The sequence below is a fragment of the Nostoc sp. genome, from assembly GCF_036919675.1.
In the GTDB taxonomy this organism is placed as follows: Bacteria; Cyanobacteriota; Cyanobacteriia; order Cyanobacteriales; family Nostocaceae; genus Nostoc.
This window is the reverse complement of record NZ_JBALCP010000078.1, coordinates 1-17894: the sequence shown is the minus strand read 5'-3', so window position 1 is coordinate 17894 and position 17894 is coordinate 1. Positions and strand designations below refer to the sequence as shown.

The window sequence follows — 17894 nt, the reverse complement described above, 5'->3', positions numbered from 1 at the left end:
TTCCTTTGCCTTGAAAAACATTAATTTTTCAACGCAGAGGAGCATAGAAGTTTAATGCATTTGCATGAGGCTATCATTACTAGCCCTTTCAAGGTGACTCCAAAAATCTCTTTTTTCTCTCTGCGCTCTCTGTGCCTCTGTGGTTAAAAAGTAATTTATTTAACTACAAATTCCGCAGATAACACAGAGAGGATTTTTGTCCCAGTTTTGGGATATTTGTATTATTTTGAAGTCCCTAATGTATACCGCAAAATGGATCGCGTTCTTTATCAACTTCATTGGGCTGCAATTCTAATTCAGCAAGATAAACACATCCTTCTTCCTTTAGGCATTCCTGACTTTTTGATGTCCAGTAAGGCACTTCACCGGCGTGCATCCGCAGAATGCCTTGATCATCGAGAGTTACACGATATTGGCAAGGATAATCTGTTGTCACATCTGGTTTGCTGAGTGCGCCAATTCGTATCCATTTTTTGCTGTTGGTTTGGGCGTCTGTTTGATAAACATAGAAAGTGTGCTGGCCAGTTTGTGGGAAGGGAGGTAAGGGATTACTAATTAACCCAATTCCTGGTTGCGTCACACCATCGCGCAGATAGTGAAATTTTTGGAACAATTTACTACCATCATTTCCTACTTCAAATACAAGATGATAGGCATCTGGTTGATCAACAGTTGCTGACTCAATAACATTGACGGCAATATCACCATCATTTAAATCTTTATTGAAACGTTGGACAGCCAGATTCCAGTTCAATTTTCCATCAGCAAATAGCGGCGAAGTTTCTGAAATTACCGATTCCAAATTAATGCCAGGAATATCAATTAAATAATGGGGATTTCCCTGACAAAGCAATACCCTAAATTCAAGGGTTTGGTCAATTTCAAACTGGATTTTAATTTTTTTTAGAAACTCTGCTTCTTGTATTCCCAGTTTATTCATGAGGTTTTTGCCGTCGAAGCTACCCCATAGTCGTAAATCTCCATCCTCGTAGTCTTGACGGTAGATGATGTTAGTTAATTGGATTCCCTGCCATGCAGTACGAACCTTGGCGACAGTTTCCCAAGGTGCAAGTTGATAGAGTTCTTGTCCAGCCTTAAATATGGTGAGCAAATCGTTACTTTGGGTTTTGCGTTTGAAGTTGCAGGGCAAATAATAAAACAGGTTTTTGACATCGATTTCTAGTTGGTTGGCTCCCTTACACAGCAAGCTTTTGGACTCTTCTGGATCGAACCTTAATCTTCGCAACTTCTCGGCATAGCAAGCACCAGCGGAGGTGGCTAATTTGGTAAATTCCAGCACAAAGGTAATTCGCTCTGGATTCCACACAAAATATGGAGACTTACTAAATTCTTGGTAGATTTGGCGCTGCACTATGTCTAAATTACAAGTTTTTCCAGACAGAATTAACCAATCAACTTTTTGGAAATTCCAAGAATCTTTGGTGATATCATCGGGACGTAAGCGACTTTCCATTAATCCTTTGGCAATACCGATCGCTTCTTTAATTCCGGAAGTGGCGGCTCGTTCAAATTGTTGGTTATCTAGGGTGATGCAGATGTTATTTGGATCATTTACTTGCAATTTAACGGCGCTTTGGGTAAGCAGTTCAGAAATTTGTTGTTCAGAAAGTGTGAAGGTTAATAGAGAATTATCTGTTAGTGGTTTTTGCCCAAGTTTAAGTTTAGCTGTTTCTGCATGATCCCAGAGAAGATAAAAGGATTGTAGACGTTGGGGTGCTTGTTGCCAACGGGTGGGTAATACTTTCTCGGCAGTATCTAGGGCATCTTTGTAAGCAAGATCACCTTCTGGATTCTCTCTATCTAGACATTTTAAAATACTGCCAGTTTTGAATTTGCCTTGTTCTAAGAAGCGCTCGTTTAACTCAGAGTTAATTAAATCTTCTAGCTTTTCGCTTTCAAGATCACCTGTTGTTACTGCTGCCAATAAAAAGTCTGCGATCGCAACTTTTAATAATCTAAAAATTCGCAGTGTAATTAATTCACCACCTAACTGTAAATGACCGGATGAACCTAATAGTTTGGGAGTGAGTTTATAGTAACGTCCTCCTAAACCTCGGTCTTCATAATTAGCAAAAGTCGGAGTTTTATCTTCTAAAGTCAGTTCAATTAAAGCTAAGTCTGTGGTTCCCCCGCCGATATCCAAGACGAGAACATTTTGTGACCATTTGTTTCCTACTTGATGACAACGAGTTTTAAATGATTCAATCCCAATGTTGAGATTACCGCCAAATTCTCGCCACAAAAAGAATATTGCCACAGAAACGGCTTCATCATAAGCAGTTTGGACATCATCGATCCCCAATTGCTCAACTAATTCCTTAACTTCCTTGCGAACAACTGGTGGGGCGACAGTGGGGTAAGTGACAACTGCTGTCAAAAAAGTCCCTTCTGAAAATCTGCGTTGTGCGCGTTGGCGGTAATCTTCAGTTAACTCGATTAAATGCGCCCAAGCAGATTGGATTAGTTGATTAGCAGTAATTATTTCTTCTTCACCATCCAAAATAACTGAAAACGATCGCTCCTGACCAAAGTAGCGTTTGGGTGAATGGTGAAACCTGCTGATAATTTCCTTTAAAGAACTGCTTGTACCTTGGGCGATCGCTTTTTTGCGGTTATCTCTAGCTTCCCTACCCATCTGCAATTTTAAGTCCCCTAACTGCGAAATTTCCGACTCACTGGGAATTTCTGTATCGCGGCGATCAATATCCAGCACAACTGGGATCAGATTTTGCGACTCTAGGGTAGGAACGCGGAACACCTCATGATAGATTTGGTAAAGTTTTTTGCTGACAGCCCGACGGAATCTCTCGCTGTTTCCTAAAGAAAGTTCAATTTGGCGAATTGCTTCCAAAAATCGCTCTTTATTATCACTTTCAAATACTTCACTCAACTTTGTTGGATCTATCTCCAGGTTTTTGCTAATTTCTGTGATAAACTTTGCCCAATCATCATCGCTGACATCTGGTAAAGCCACTGAGGCGGGAGAACTTAGCCATTGTGATAAGCGATCGCGCAACCGCACTTCTTGTTCTTTTGGTAGAATTTCTGCGATCGGCACTTCAATGGGATCGAAAAGTGTAACTGTAGAATTCGACGTGCCAAAATCTAAGGCAAACCATCCTGGAAATCTTTTTTGTTGTTTCTGGCTTGGTTGTTGATCAGTATAGTTGTTCAATTGGAAAGGGTTCATTAGAGTATAACTTTCTGTTGTTTGTTTTATAGCTAGCTAAAAACAGTGAGGTTGTATCATCAAATGGCAAATTCAGAGAATCTTTGTCGTAAAGACTTTTAATCGTTGATCTTGTGCCACTGATTCTCTTTAACACTGGCTTTTTTATTTGGCGCGATGCCTACGCTTTTATATAAAAGGGCGTAGCCCAATCTAAGCATCGCTATGAAAATTGCGGCAGTTACTAAGTTCATGTTGAAGATTTTTGACCGCTTGCAAGTCTTACTTGTTGGATGGTTAAATCAAGTAACTGAGCAACCTCTTCTATTGAAATACCATAAGCTAAGAATCCATCTATTATCTCCTTCTTCGCTAAGACAGTTATCTGTTCTTGTTGCACCCGCTCAATTAAACGTTTCGCTTTTTGCACCATTTGACTCTCGGAGGCAATAGTCAACTGCATCAAACCGATAGGATCACGTCTGACAAATACATCCTCAGATCCGTATGCGATCGCAATCAGTCATTTTCTGAGTTAGCTCATCTCAAATCATCTGAATGAGAAACAGCGGCGAGTTCTGAAATAATCTCCAACCAAATAGGAATTTTTATCTCAGATGGCAATTCTCCAGCTGCCAAATATCTCAGCAAAGTTTCTTTTTTGGAAAGGTTTTGCAGACTAGGAATAATTTGATCCAAAATGCCTTCTAGTTCGGAATTAATTTGCTGATTAACTTCGCTAACATACTGCACAAGATGAAGGCTAGCGCTAGCAGTGATTTCATCTCGCAGCCGCAGTACTAAAAGTTGGTGATTGCTCGATCTGGGTAAACCTTGACTTTTCTCTGGTGCCCAGTCAAAGATTTGACCAACGTTGTGTTTGTCGTCTTGACGCGCTAGAGGAAAAATGATTTCGGGTGCAACGGTTTTGTCTTTGCTACTGATTTCGGAGATGATTGCTTCTTTCCATTCGTTAGGATCGCATCCTAGTAATAATTTGTAAAAGAGATCAGCATCTTCAAAACCAAATTGTTCTTCGATTTCTTGCTCCATTTTTGGATGGAAAATTGCCTGCAATTGTTCGCGTTCTGGGGCTACATAATTTGACAATTGGTTCAACAAATCTACCACTGCTTGATGAATGCGATCGCGGGCAAAATCTTCTACTTCCTTAACGGTTTTTTCAAATACTGGATAAAAATCATCGCTCTTGGTTGGAAGGGAACTATTTACACGGTTTCCTCGGTCAAATAATTTCCCGGCTGCACCTTTAGATTCTGCCAGAGCGATCGCTCCATTGTTGGCTTTGTTGAAGAGTAAAGTCCACTGGTTCCAATTGAGGATTCTAAAGGTGAGTTCGTCTTTCACTACATCGCTGACAACAACACCACGTCGGTCTTTGAGTGGTTCTTTCCCTAAATCTTTTTGAAAATTCCTGTAGATTTTATCCAAGCTTTCGACCACAAAGCGCAACTCGATAAATGCGGGACTGTCTCCTGTAGGAATACCTTGCTCGTGAATTTCATCTATGATGTCCTTCAAGTGATCTTGTTGCTGACTCACCACATCAACAGCTCTTTTAGTATCTTCATACAGTTGCTTCAGACCATGAGTTGCTACGTGGGTTTGAATCAATTCCCGCAGCTTACCAAGACCCCCATCTTGACTAAAGTAACCTAGCTGTCTGCCTAAATAACTGCGGGGATCAGAGTCTAACAGCCGTTCACTTAAGTCTTCCCATTTGTCTTGTAGCCGTTTAGACCGATCTAGGTAATCAGGATAGTCCAAGTTAGCCAAAAAGTCTGTTGAGCCTGCTTTGACTGTACTAGAACGTTTTGCTAATTCAGCTAGTCCCAACAGTGGCGATAGTAAAACGATCCGGTCTTTTTGGGTTGTAAACGCTTCTGCACCGTCAATGGTAGTTTGCAGAACTTTGAGTTTTTGGAAAACGGTTTCTTCTTGTAAATGGCTATTGGCTGCGCTATCTTCAATCAGTTGGTCAAGTTCTCTTTCGCCACCCTCACTGTCTAAAGGCAGTTGATCGAAGCGACCCACACCTACGAGAATTAAATCTTTCAGGTCTTGTCCCGGTCGCTGCTGCTGCATCATCGTAAAGATTTTATTGGCGCGATCGCTACCGGGAGATTTACCATTTAGCAGTACTAAAATTGTCTGTACTTCTGCCAATTCCCGCAGTGACAAAAAGGTATCCCTAGCCCCCGAATTAGCAGCCCCCAATCCCGGAAAGTCGATGAGAATAAATTTGGCTGCGTCTGCAAAATCCCAAATTTCCCGTGAGATTTTTACATCGATATTTACGCGGCGGATAAGTGGGAAACTGTTTTGCAATAACTTTGTTGGTAGCCTTTGAGGTGGACTCGGTAATCGGATATGCGCTGGAGGTAGATCCTCAAAGTTCAGAGTTTGGATTGCCATTGGCTGTTCGACCAGCTGTAGCCCCTCACGGGCGGTGATAGCATCAATTTGGTAGCGGCCACCACACATAACTTCCCCATAGGCTTGATAAGCCCGCAGGAATAACACCAACTCCCGGAGTAAATAACGTAGCTCCAAATTGTTACTACTATTCCATCCTTCTTCACACCAGCTAATAATATCTTTGCCAGAGTTGAGTTTCGATACTGGTATAGGAGGAAGCCCTGCTGCTGTTGTCCGTTTATTGGCTTCCCCTAACATGAAGCGTAGACACTCGTGTACTCCTTCATGAGAAAGATACTCTACGGTAAAATTACTTACTTGAGTAGTTGCAAACTCGTCTTGCGGGATGATATGTATGGCAGTAACATTACCTGTAGTAGGATTTTCACTGACTGGCAAAGCATCTGCATATCCAATTAGACTGCCTAAAAGTAAGGTTTTCCCACTACTGAATTCCCCCATCACCCCAATTTTGACAGGTGAAGTTGCAAGGTCTACAGTTTTCTGGGCAGCTGACCGCAGACGCAGGAGACAGTCATCAAGACTAGCTGGAACCCAATCTTCTTGTTTTGAAGGGTGTTGGGGCACAGAATCTATCTTTCGGACGATGAATTCGCCGTACTCCTTAAAACGGCCCAGTTTGTCTGGTTCCATAGAGTAGTTTCCGCCTAACATTAATTTCTGTGAGCTTTATAACATATAAAACGCGATCGCCAGCCATTGTTGCAATGTCTTGATATCACATTTAGCATTTCTCTCATTTAATTTGCGATTTTGGGATGAGGCGTTTTGAACGGTAAAGACAATTTTGAAAAATCGAGTTTCACTGGAAAAAATAAAAAACAATACATTTGTCAGAATGCAGGATTTTAAATAAAAAAGTCGGTTTTTATACTACAGATTTACTGAATACTGCTTAGTATATATGTGGGTATTAAACCCTTTTTTAGCGCTTCTTGCATGGGTAAGGTAGAGAAAAAACAATTAACCACAGATGAACACAGATACAAGGTAGCACACGGCATTGCTGTGTCCCTACCTGTATACCTCATTCAAATGAGAATCGCTATATACCCCTTCTTTTAGGCAAGCTACATCGATTAACGGACTCTAATTCATGCTGAATTCTTCTTGATAAAAAATCAATATTTATTTGATATGAAATTCTTGATTATTGTGAATTTATTATAAAGACGTAAGCGGATGTTTGGAAAGTCAACAAGTATACTCGAAACCTCACTTCCATTCCTCTCTCCTGCTCTTGAGAGGCTTTGAAACCCCCATTCTCATACCAATTCACGAAAACCCTGATACAGATAGATTTCTTGTAGGGGCATGGCAATGCCCATACGTGTCAACTTAACGTGAAAGCTATGTAAGCAAGAATGTTTTGAGACATTACCTCGTTGCCTCGTTCCCAGTCTCAGACTGGGAATACCGGTTCGGAGGCTCCGCCTCCCTCTCTTGGCGGCAGAGCCGCCAGGGTATGCATTTCCAGCCAGAGACTGGAAACGAGATTTTACGAGGTTTATAGCTTAAGTTGACACCAATGGGCAATGCTATGCCCCTACCAACGTATTTGTATCATTATTAAAGTGAAATGGGATCACACTTCGTGCCGCAACTCTTAGAGACGCTTTTGCGTTCGCCAACGCTAACATAGGGAAGGGGGGTTAGGTTTCGAGGATTTTGATGTTAATAACGATACTTTTCAAACATCCTTTAAGCTCGACTTTATCCAAAATTAAGAACTTGGTTCTCTTGTATCGGCAAAACCCTAGCTTTTTGGCAAAAACTTTTTCCATATCACTGATTCTCGGTGAAAACGAAAAAGTAAAACTAGCGTCCCACAAAGCTTTCAGCGTCAGCTTGAGCTTTGCCAAAAAATGGATAAAGTCGAGCTAAGTGCTTCACAGAGAATCATCTAGTTTTCGTAAAGCTAAATCAGGTTTTTGAGTAATCCAATTACATAGCTAATATGAATTTATAAGTAATTTTAATAATAAACAAAGTTAAACAACTTCCCTGCCACATGGATAGTTTAATTTTCACCAAAAATGCTGAAGTTAATCTTAATGATAACTTCAGCATTTTTTCAATTTATTCACAGTAAAAGAGTAAATTTTATAGATATAAAAATAAATAAAGTATTAAAATAAATAGCAGGTTGGCATGAAGAAGATTAGATCCATCTATATAACAAATCCTATTTTCAGACTATTACCTTAATAATTTAGGCAGAGCAGGCAGGCAAAAGTGTTTTCTAAAAAGGTGCAAAGCTACATTAACCAAATCATGGTCGCCCCATCAGAAATACAACAGGATGAAAAAGTATTTTACCAGCAGGTAGGTACTGCTCCTCTGATGATTTGGATGGCTGGATGCAATGCACTTTATTGTTACTTCAATTCAAATTGGCTGGAATTTACTGGAACACATTTAACAACAAGCGCGTCTGCATCGGCGCGAGAAGATGAGATAGACAATATCTGGGCTTGTAGCGTTCATCCAGAAGATAGTCAGCAATGTAAAAATATATACTTAACAGCATTGACAACGCATGATTCCTTCCAGAGACAATATCGTCTGCGTCGGGCTGATGGCGAATATCGCTGGATTTTAGATACAGCCACGCCACGATTCTCAGCAGATGCTAGCTTTGTCGGTTACATCGGTTATTGTGTGGATATAACAGAAGTGCGATCTACCATGAGAGAAAGCTGCTCGACATCTACAAATTCCTCTTATTGTCTGCATAAAATTACAGAACAAAAACAGGCGGCAGAATTAACAAAAGCACTAGAGCAACTACAAGCCGAAACTGCAAAACGCCAAGCAGCTGAAGTACAGTTACGTCAAAAAACATCAGAATTTGCAGCGATTTTGCAAGTGCTTCCTGATTTGTACTTTCGTCTCGATGCTGATGGAAGTATTCTGGATTATAAGCAAGGATTGATGGATAATCCGTATATTCCAACAGGAGATTGTCAGGGCAAGAGTTTGCGAGAATACGTACCAACTGCTGTAGGCGATCGCTTCCAGCAAGCAATAACTCAAGTACTTGAAACTCAATCTTCAGTCACTTTTGAATATACCTTACCGCTACCACAAGAAAATAATAATTTTGAAGCTAGGTTATTACTATTACCAGACCAGCAAATCATAGTTCTTGTCCGCGACATCAGCGACAAAGTACCAGCAGCATTCAGAGAAAGCGATGCCAAGTTTCGCAGCATTGTCGAAAACGCCAATAACATTATTTTTGCGCTGACCCTTGAGGGAATATTTTCCTACGTTTCTCCTAACTGGACTGAAATTTTTGGGCATGAGGTTGCAGAAGTTGAAGGCAAATCCTTTATTCCCTTCATACATCCTGAGGATGTGCATATTTGTGCAGATTATTTCCAAACAATTGCGACAACAACGCAAAAACAAGATGCAATTGAATATCGAATAAAACACAAAAATGGCAGTTGGCGATGGCATACAAGCAACTCATCTGCTATTAGAGATGCCAATGGTAATGTTTTAAACTTCGTTGGTATTTGCTATGACACCACTGAGCGTAAACAAGCAGAAGAAGCTCTAGCAGAGCGAGCGCGTTTAGCAAATTTTCGTGCCGATGTAGACGCGGCCCTTACCCAGAGTGACAGCTTACAGAACATGATGCGCCGCTGCACTGACGCTTTGGTTGAACATCTTGATGCAGCCTTTGCTCGCATCTGGACGCTGAACAAAAAAGACAACGTATTGGAGTTGCAAGTTAGTTCTGGGATGTATACCCACATTAATGGGCCCCATAAATGTGTGCCAGTTGGTCAATTCAAAATTGGTTTAATTGCCGAAGAGGGTAAACCCCACCTCACTAACTCTGTGCAGACAGATCCCCGCGTGGGTAACAAAGAGTGGGCGCAGCGAGAGGGGATGGTTGCCTTCGCTGGCTATCCCCTGATTGTTGAAGATGAAACTGTAGGGGTGATAGCCATGTTTACCCGCCAAACGGTGACAGAATCAACTTTTAAAGCACTAGAATTTGCTGCCCAGGAAATTGCCATTGGCATCAAACGCAAACAAGCAGAAGTTGCACTTAGAGAAAGCGCCCAACGGGAAGCCCTACTCAATCGTCTTTCTAACCAGATTCGAGCCTCCCTGGATCTCAATTACATTGTGGAAACCGCAGTGCAGGAGATTCGCAACTTATTCCAGATTGATCGCTGCGCCTTCTTTTGGTATCGGCAAAACGCTGAGGTTCCCTACTGGGAGAGTGTATATGAGGCGAAAAGTTCCTCTTTACCCTGTCTGATTGACGACCAAGCAACTAATGCAGAAATCGAACTAATCGCAGCTAAAACCTTAAATAGAGAAATCATCCGCATTGATGATGTTAAGACTGTGGGCGATTGCACTGCACAGTTGTTTTTTCAGGATTTCGGTTTCACTGCCTTTATGTCGCTCCCCGTACACACCCAATCTGGCGAAATAGGTGCATTTAGCTGTGGTTCTTGTAGTGGCTTTCGACCTTGGCTGGACAATGAAGTAGAATTACTACAAGCAGTTACAGTTCAACTAGCGATCGCCATTGACCAAGCCAAACTTTACACCCAAAGTCGCATCGCTGCCCAAACTGCCCAAGACAAAGCCCAGCAACTAGAAGCGGCGCTGCTAGAACTTCAACAAACCCAAGCGCAGCTGATTCAAACTGAAAAAATGTCCAGTTTGGGACAGTTGGTTGCAGGTATTGCCCACGAAATCAATAATCCCGTCAATTTCATCTACGGCAATATTAGCTACGTTCGTGAATATACCAAGGATTTGTTGCATTTGGTAGAACTTTATCAACAAAGCTACTGCCCACCAACACCAGAGATCAAACAGGAAATCTACGCCATTGATTTAGACTTTCTCAAGCAAGATTTGCCCAAAATCCTGGATTCTATGAAGATGGGAGCCGAACGCATTCGGCAGATTGTCCTATCTTTACGCAATTTCTCTCGCCTTGATGAAGACGGCACAAAACCAGTAGATATTCATGAAGGTATTGATAGCACGTTACTGCTGTTGCAAAATCGCCTGAAGCCCAAACCAGGACATTCCGAAATCCAAGTAATCCGAGACTACGGCAACCTACCACTGATAGTGTGTCACGCTGGACAGATGAATCAGGTGTTTATGAATCTGTTGACAAATGCAATCGATGCTTTAGAAGAGGGAGTGGGGAGTGGGGAGTGGAGACTAGGGGCACAGGGGAGGCAGGAGGAGAATACCCAATACAACTCTTGGAGAGGCTGCGCCAACGACGCCGACTCCATCGAGCGAAGCCGAGATGCTCTGTACAAGTGCCCAATGCCCACAATTCGCATTCACACCCTCATCCAAGAAGACCGTGTAATCATTAGCATTGCTGACAATGGCCCAGGCATGACTGAGGAAGTACGCAAACGCCTATTTGACCCGTTCTTCACTACGAAACCCGTCGGTAAAGGTACGGGCATGGGGTTATCAATTGGCTATCAAATTGTTGTTAAAAAACACGGTGGGCAAATCCAGTGTATTTCAGCACCAGGAGAAGGTGCCGAGTTTGTCATTGCAATTCCACTAGAGGAGCAACCCTCAACGTAGATATTACGCAACTTTAACCTAAGCTTAATCAGAAATTAACCTAATGGTTGTTAACTAGGATTAATTCACTTTTTGCTGCAACATTTGAACCCCCCCAGTAACCTAAAATTTACAGGAATTGGGGGGATTATTTATCATAGTATAGGGAATTAAGAGTAAAAATATTGCAGTTCAATTGATTCAAAAACGTTGTAATGGTAGTGCTATCTTTGCGACGCCGAATAGCCCAACCCAGGCGATGTCTACGACGGGCTGTGCGGCCTCTCACCTTTAAAAAAATCCCTGAGTATAAATAAAATAGAAGGCTGGGATGATACAACCCCAAAGTCAAAATAGTATCACCTACACACGCGTTATCCACCTAAGTCATGTAATTGACATAGATATACCCCAATGGTCTGGCGACCCCACAGTAGAATTTGAAACTGTAGCTGAACTGAATAATGATGGCTATTACCTGCGGCGTTTCGCCTTGGGAGAACATAGCGCTACCCATATCAACGCCCCTAACAGCTTTCATAGCTATAGTATGGGAATTGACCAATACCCCGCCCAATCTTTGGTTGTACCTGCGGTAGTCATAGATATTCGCCAAGCCACAGCGGTTAATTCTGATTATGCCTTGACTATTGCTGATGTTGTGGCTTGGGAAGAACAATACGGTGAAATTCCTCCTGGTTGCGTAGTTATACTGAATACTGGTTGGCAAAAAAAGTGGTCGGATAAAAGTGCATTCCTAAATCAGGATGCTCAAGGAATTGCCCACTTTCCAGGCTTTGGCAGTGATGCGACTCAATTCTTACTGAATGAACGCCAAATTGCTGGAGTAGGAATTGATACTCATGGTGTAGATCCTGGACAAGAGAATAGTTTTGCTACTAATCGCCTGGTTTTAGAACAACCGCGGATTGTGTTGGAGAATCTCACCAATTTGGATCAGTTGCCACCGAAAGGTACTACTCTAGCGATCGGGATTCTGAGGTTGCGTGGTGGTTCTGGTTCTCCTGTGGGTGTGTTGGCGTTAGTGCCTTAATTTTTATATCGATATTTCTATCTCACACCAATTTTTCAGACTAGGGGATAACCTAGAAAGCAAGCAAACTTAATACACAAGTTCCAGTGGATCATCAGCCGGAGATTTTCAAGATGACAACTCCGCTATCTTGCCGCAATTACATAGACGGTCAATGGTTGAGTGCTGTAGGGGAAGCAACTTTAGAAAGTCGCAACCCTGCTGACAAAACTGAAGTCGTTGCCACATTCCCCCGTTCCCAAGTTAATCATGTAGATACAGCGGTAGCCGCCGCCCGGAAAGCCTACCACAGTTGGCGTAAAGTCCCGGCCCCAGCTAGGGCAGAATACATCTTTCGCGTCGGGGAAATATTACTCCAGCATAAAGAAGAACTTGCCCAGTTAATCAGTCGGGAAATGGGTAAACCTCTGACAGAAGCCAGAGGAGATGTGCAAGAAGGTATTGACTGTGCCTTTTACACTGCTGGCGAAGGACGGCGACTATTCGGGCAAACCACACCCTCGGAAATGTCCGATAAATTTGCCATGACTGTGCGAATGCCCATAGGAGTTTGTGCCTTAATTACTCCCTGGAATTTCCCAGTGGCAATTCCTTGCTGGAAAGCTATGCCAGCTTTGGTATGTGGCAATACAGTCATCCTAAAACCTGCCGAGGATACCTCCGCCTGTGCAACTAAATTGATTGAAATTTTCCAACAAGCAGGTTTACCACCAGGAGTGATTAACTTGGTGCATGGTGTAGGAGAAGAGGCGGGGAAAGCTTTAGTTGAGCATCCCAATGTAGATTTAGTATCGTTTACTGGTTCTTCAGAAACGGGTGCCTTTGTTGGCGCTACTTGCGGACGCACTCACAAGCGTGTCTGTCTGGAAATGGGTGGTAAAAATGCCCAAGTGGTGATGGAAGATGCAGATTTAGAACTTGCCTTAGATGGTGCAGTGTGGGGTGCTTTTGGGACAACTGGTCAACGGTGTACGGCTACTAGTCGCCTGATTTTGCATCGTGATATTAAAGAAAAATTTACCGCTATGCTTTATGAGCGTACCAGTAAGTTACGCTTGGGTGCTGGCACTGACCCCAATACAGATATTGGGCCAATTGTCAATGAAAAGCAACTCCAACAGGTGAGCAAGTATTTGGATATCGCCCGTGAGGAAGGAGCAAAGGTTTTAATTGGTGGAGAAATTGCCAGTGAAGGCGAATTGAAAAACGGTTATTTCTTTCAACCAACTATTTTGGATGATGTAACTCCTGAGATGCGCGTCGCTCGTGAAGAGATTTTTGGGCCAGTGGTGGTATTAATTGAGGTTAGCTCCTTTGAGGAAGCGATCGCAATTCTCAACGATAGCAATTATGGTCTTTCTTCTTCAGTTTACACCCGCGATATCAACCGGGCTTTTACTGCCATGCGCGACATCGAAGCAGGTATCACCTATATTAACGGCCCCACGATTGGTGCAGAGGTACACTTGCCCTTTGGTGGTGTGAAACAAACCGGTAACGGACACCGCGAGGCTGGAACTACTGCTTTAGATGTTTTCACAGAATGGAAAAGTGTTTATGTTGACTTTTCTGGAAGTTTGCAACGCGCTCAGATAGATAACCGCAGTTAATTTCGCAATAAGCGCGATTTTCAGCTGAGTAGACTATAAAAAAAGACCTAACCCCCCAGCCCCTTCCCTACAAGGGAAGGGGAGTAAGCCTCGAAGCCTCTCTTTTAAAAGAAGACAGAATCTAAATTTCCCATTGGAATGCGAAATTTGTAGTATCGCCTTGACATTATGGAGAGAAAATACTACATTTGTAGTATAAAGATAAAAGCCTCCTCAAAAGGCAAAACTAAAACCTGTTGGAAGCTTGACAATTGCATAGATGCCGGGGATTAGCAGAGCATCACAATTATGCCTGCCTTGGGTCTGTAGCTCTAACGGTAGAGTTCCCAGATGTCACTTGTGGCCTGACAGAAAAAGCTTACATACTTGCTCAAAGGTAGAGCGATCGCATTTAAAACGATAAGTGCAGGTTCAATTCCTGCGGTGTTACCACAGCTTTTTCAACTTGCACGAGGTGTGAGTGTAACTCTCACAGGGAGGGTATCGGTTCAATCCCGATCAGATCCACTAATATCAATTCGTAATTAAAATCAGAGGTGATTGCAATGGTTCATATTCGATTTTAAGGACGTTCCGTTGATGTCCCAAAAACACAATTGGGAATTGCAGCAGGGATGAATGATGTGGCAGTGAAAGAGCGCGTTGCTCGGCATTTAGATGTGAATAGCGATCGCCTTTCTGTTTACGTAATTGATCGCCGTCCCAGTGGTGATTTGATTATCCGTCCTGAAGCTGTCTATGGTTAAAGGAGGTAGGAGGGAAGAAAGTTTAAAACATAAACCTTTGCTTCATTTCTAACCGCATAATTTTATTCCGCGCCCTAACTTGTGAAGCCTACACACACTCCGGCAACGGAATGCAGGTTCAAGTCCTGTCGCTCCCTTTGATTGGAGCGTAGCCAAATTGGTATAGGCAACTGTGAAAACTGCTTTGCTAACTTGTGCGGAATTTAAATTATTTAAATCTGATTTTTATATAACCTTTACTCAATACAGAGGTGAGTTCAATGATGTTAGCTAACTCATGTTTAATAACAACTCAATTAGTACAACTGCATTTAAACAACGTGAGATATGAGCGAACATCGTTTGAGCGAGATTGTGATTGAGCGTCCTCGCGGTGGGAGGAGAATCAGTCTCAAAAAGCTCACAGGCTTTAAGAAGCAATTACACAAAATCACTGAGGAAGCAAGTCAGGATGGATTGTTGAATTCCTACCTGATTAAACCAATAAATAAATCTAAGTATCTTTCAGACCATCTCGGTCCCCTGCGTCGGTTTTTGCGCTCCAAAGTTGGACAGCCTTGGAATGAGGTTTACAGCAAACTGTGTCAAAGATTAGATTCAAACACAATGGCAGGACAGCATGTTATCGATCATGTGTGGGACTACGTTGAACGGCACGTGGAAATAATTGATGGTGGTTTTTATAGCAAGCCTTACCAAGGATATCGAATTCAGCTAGATGTAAACCATCGCGATCGCTTCTATATCCATCCTGAAACTGGAATTCTTTGTGCAGCCAAGAAAATACCTCGAAAGCAGAAGCAAAAGCAGGAACAAACTGATATTGTGATCATTGACAATTATCATCAATACCACAAGTTAAACGAGATTTGGTATTTAATTACCTTTGAAGATTTTCCACCACCACCAACTCATTATGTGATAGATGTTGTCAAAGGTATAATTCCTCGTTCTGCCGCAATGTATAGAGGTCGAATAATTTACGCTGTTATGAAACAGCAATGTAACAAGAAGGAAATTCGATTTATTTTAAATCAACTTTCTAAAAACTAAAATTTTCACTTCGTGCCCTAACTGGAGAAGCTTACATACTAGCCGAATTGGAACAGGCACTTGACTTGAGATCAAGCAACTACGGGTTCAAATCCCGTGTGTGAATCAACAGCTTTTTCGACTTGCATGAGGTGATCTTATTTCATTTCAATATGAAGGTGAGAACGATGAAAAAGATTAATTCTTTCAACATCGAGCCTGAAGACTTTGACGAATTTGACGATTTCTGCTTTTGAATCATCGAGTAAACGTCGTCGTGGCTACCCATCTGAAAAAGCTGTTAAACGTGGCGACCGCCTTGTTCATGGCGACAAGGAACTACAAGAAAAGCTTGGTAACAATGACCTTTGTCTTTGTGGTTCTGGTTGCTGCTTTCAAAAAGTGCTGTCGCAATAGCGGCAGATATGATGGCAGCTTACGCAGCTACTACTTTTAGGGAGTAGTACTAACGATTTCGATACGTTACATCAAAACTGGCAGTTGTTGCCGCGCCCCGATCGCAGAAGCTTACATAATTTTGCACAAATTATAGACAATGCTTCTACAACTTGCGCGGTGACTTGATCGCCCCGCGTTCAACATCTGCCTCCTTCCATTTTGGATTTTAGATTGCAATCCCAAATCTAAAATCGTTCGACTGAGCGTAGCCGAAGTCTAAAATCTAAAATTCTTAGAGGAGGTTCTTATGAAAACCGCAGAACGTGACCTGCGCCTGGAAATGCTCAACAGTTTGCTCAGAACTCCTCACCGTAAACTTGAGCAAGTCGCAGAAATTCATCAGTTAATTGTTGAACTCGATCCAATTTTCTATGGACATCTGGCAGTCTGGTATCAGCGTTATGGCGATGTCCGCGACCATAAAGAAGTATTCCTAGCTCATTTACTAACCAGCAATTTGACTGAACACCGAGACGCTGGATTTGTGATGCTGCAAGAGTTTCCGCCCTATCAGGTGGCTCGTGTGGTGGACTTCATGAAGCAGCAGCAGAATAAACTGCCTCGTTCCGCTCGGACTGCGGTACGGCGTTACTTGAAGATACGGGAGAGCAATCCGGCTCTGTTCGATCGCGCTGCTCTGCGAGGTCGTAAGGCAATGAAGCACTTATATGCTTCACTGCACATCAAGCCAAATGAGCGGGCAAATGCGATTCTGTTTGGCGATACTCCTCCAGAGGGTTCGTTAGCAGATATGCTGAAACAGCTTGCTAAAGTAGAAAATGCCGCCGAACAGGCACGGCTAATTGTGGAGTTCAACATTCCCTACACGATCGCAATTGGTGCGATCAAGCAACTTACACCAGTTGTGCTGGTGGCGTTAATCAACAGCATGACTCCTCAAGAAGCGATCAACAACCTCAAGTCTCTCCAGGCTAGAGGTGCAATGGATCACCCAGAAGTCAAGAAGCTGATTGATTCTAAGCTGGAAGAAGCATCTAAGAGTACGCGTGTCTCAGCATTCAAAGCCCAGATTGCGGCAGACGCAGCAGATTTTGACGCAGACACCGTTACCCGACTGGAAAAGGTGACAAACGAACAGGTAAAGCGGCGTGGTGCGATCGCTCGTCCAACTGCTTTATTGGTGGACAAGTCTGGTTCAATGGAAAATGCGATCGCGATCGGTAAGCAACTCGCTGCCCTCATCTCTGGTATCACTCAGGCAGAACTGTTTGTCTACGCCTTCGACACCATTCCTTATGCTGTTACGGCAAAGGGCAAGGAGTTGACCGACTGGGAGCGTGCCTTCCAGCACATCAAGGCAGGCGGTAGCACTAGCATCGGCTGTGCATTGGAAGCAATGCGGCGGAAAAAGCAGGTGGTTGACCAGATTATCATAGTGACGGATGAAGGCGAAAATGCAGCTCCTTACTTCGGTGAAGTCTACAAGACTTACTGCCGGGAGTTGGCGATAATGCCCAATGTGGTGATTGTCCGTGTGGGTACTCATTACGACTGGGTGGAGAGCCAACTGAAGCAGCAGCAAGCACCTGTAGATACGTTTACCTTCGCGGGTGACTACTACAGCTTGCCGAACCTCGTTCCACTCCTGACGCGCCCCTCTCGTCTGGATTTGCTGATGGAGATTTTGGATATGCCGTTGCCTGTGCGAGAGGATACAGCACTTCCGGCTGTTATGAGGTACAGTAACAGCAATTAGCAAACCAGTTTCTTAAATGTTGAGGATTTATTAAGTCGAGTGCAACTGA

The 17894-nt window shown here is 42.9% G+C and carries 9 protein-coding genes, 1 tRNA gene and 1 pseudogene; 8 read left to right on the top strand and 3 right to left on the bottom strand.

Going from position 1 to position 17894, the window contains the following annotated elements:
- Positions 1–235 precede the first annotated feature (235 nt).
- From V7K49_RS17435 to V7K49_RS17425, 3 genes are all read right to left on the bottom strand, one after another.
- Positions 236–3211 (bottom strand): molecular chaperone, encoded by a 2976-nt coding sequence (locus V7K49_RS17435; RefSeq protein WP_335206591.1) that lies wholly within the window; start codon positions 3209–3211, stop codon positions 236–238.
- 229 nt (positions 3212–3440) lie between these two features.
- Positions 3441–3653, bottom strand: a complete 213-nt coding sequence (locus V7K49_RS17430; protein WP_335206590.1) for an aspartate aminotransferase — start codon at positions 3651–3653, stop codon at positions 3441–3443.
- Positions 3654–3730: 77 nt separating this feature from the next.
- A complete protein-coding gene (locus V7K49_RS17425) occupies positions 3731–6283 on the bottom strand; it encodes a proteasome protein (RefSeq protein ID WP_335206589.1) in 2553 nt (850 codons plus the stop codon).
- A gap of 1641 nt (positions 6284–7924) precedes the next feature.
- Between V7K49_RS17425 and V7K49_RS17420 the strand changes: the two genes are divergently transcribed.
- From V7K49_RS17420 to V7K49_RS17385, 8 genes and pseudogenes are all read left to right on the top strand, one after another.
- On the top strand, positions 7925–11248 hold the full coding sequence (locus tag V7K49_RS17420) for a PAS domain S-box protein (protein ID WP_335206665.1): 3324 nt from the start codon (positions 7925–7927) through the stop codon (positions 11246–11248).
- A gap of 310 nt (positions 11249–11558) precedes the next feature.
- Complete coding sequence (locus V7K49_RS17415) at positions 11559–12281, top strand: cyclase family protein (RefSeq protein ID WP_335206587.1); 723 nt, start codon at positions 11559–11561, stop codon at positions 12279–12281.
- A 113-nt stretch (positions 12282–12394) separates the two neighbouring features.
- The gene (locus V7K49_RS17410; RefSeq protein WP_335206585.1) at positions 12395–13891 is read left to right on the top strand and encodes an aldehyde dehydrogenase family protein; all 1497 of its coding nucleotides are present in this window, start codon (positions 12395–12397) and stop codon (positions 13889–13891) included.
- Positions 13892–14436: 545 nt separating this feature from the next.
- Positions 14437–14637 (top strand): annotated as a pseudogene (locus V7K49_RS17405) (hypothetical protein).
- Between the two features lie 327 nt (positions 14638–14964).
- Complete coding sequence (locus tag V7K49_RS17400) at positions 14965–15690, top strand: hypothetical protein (RefSeq protein WP_335206583.1); 726 nt, start codon at positions 14965–14967, stop codon at positions 15688–15690.
- Between the two features lie 32 nt (positions 15691–15722).
- A tRNA-Ser gene (locus V7K49_RS17395) sits at positions 15723–15793 on the top strand.
- A gap of 104 nt (positions 15794–15897) precedes the next feature.
- Positions 15898–16086, top strand: a complete 189-nt coding sequence (locus tag V7K49_RS17390) for a hypothetical protein (protein WP_334871510.1) — start codon at positions 15898–15900, stop codon at positions 16084–16086.
- 289 nt (positions 16087–16375) lie between these two features.
- Positions 16376–17845: a VWA domain-containing protein gene (locus V7K49_RS17385; RefSeq protein ID WP_335206582.1), complete on the top strand. Its 1470-nt coding sequence runs from the start codon at positions 16376–16378 to the stop codon at positions 17843–17845.
- The last annotated feature ends 49 nt before the right edge of the window (positions 17846–17894 follow it).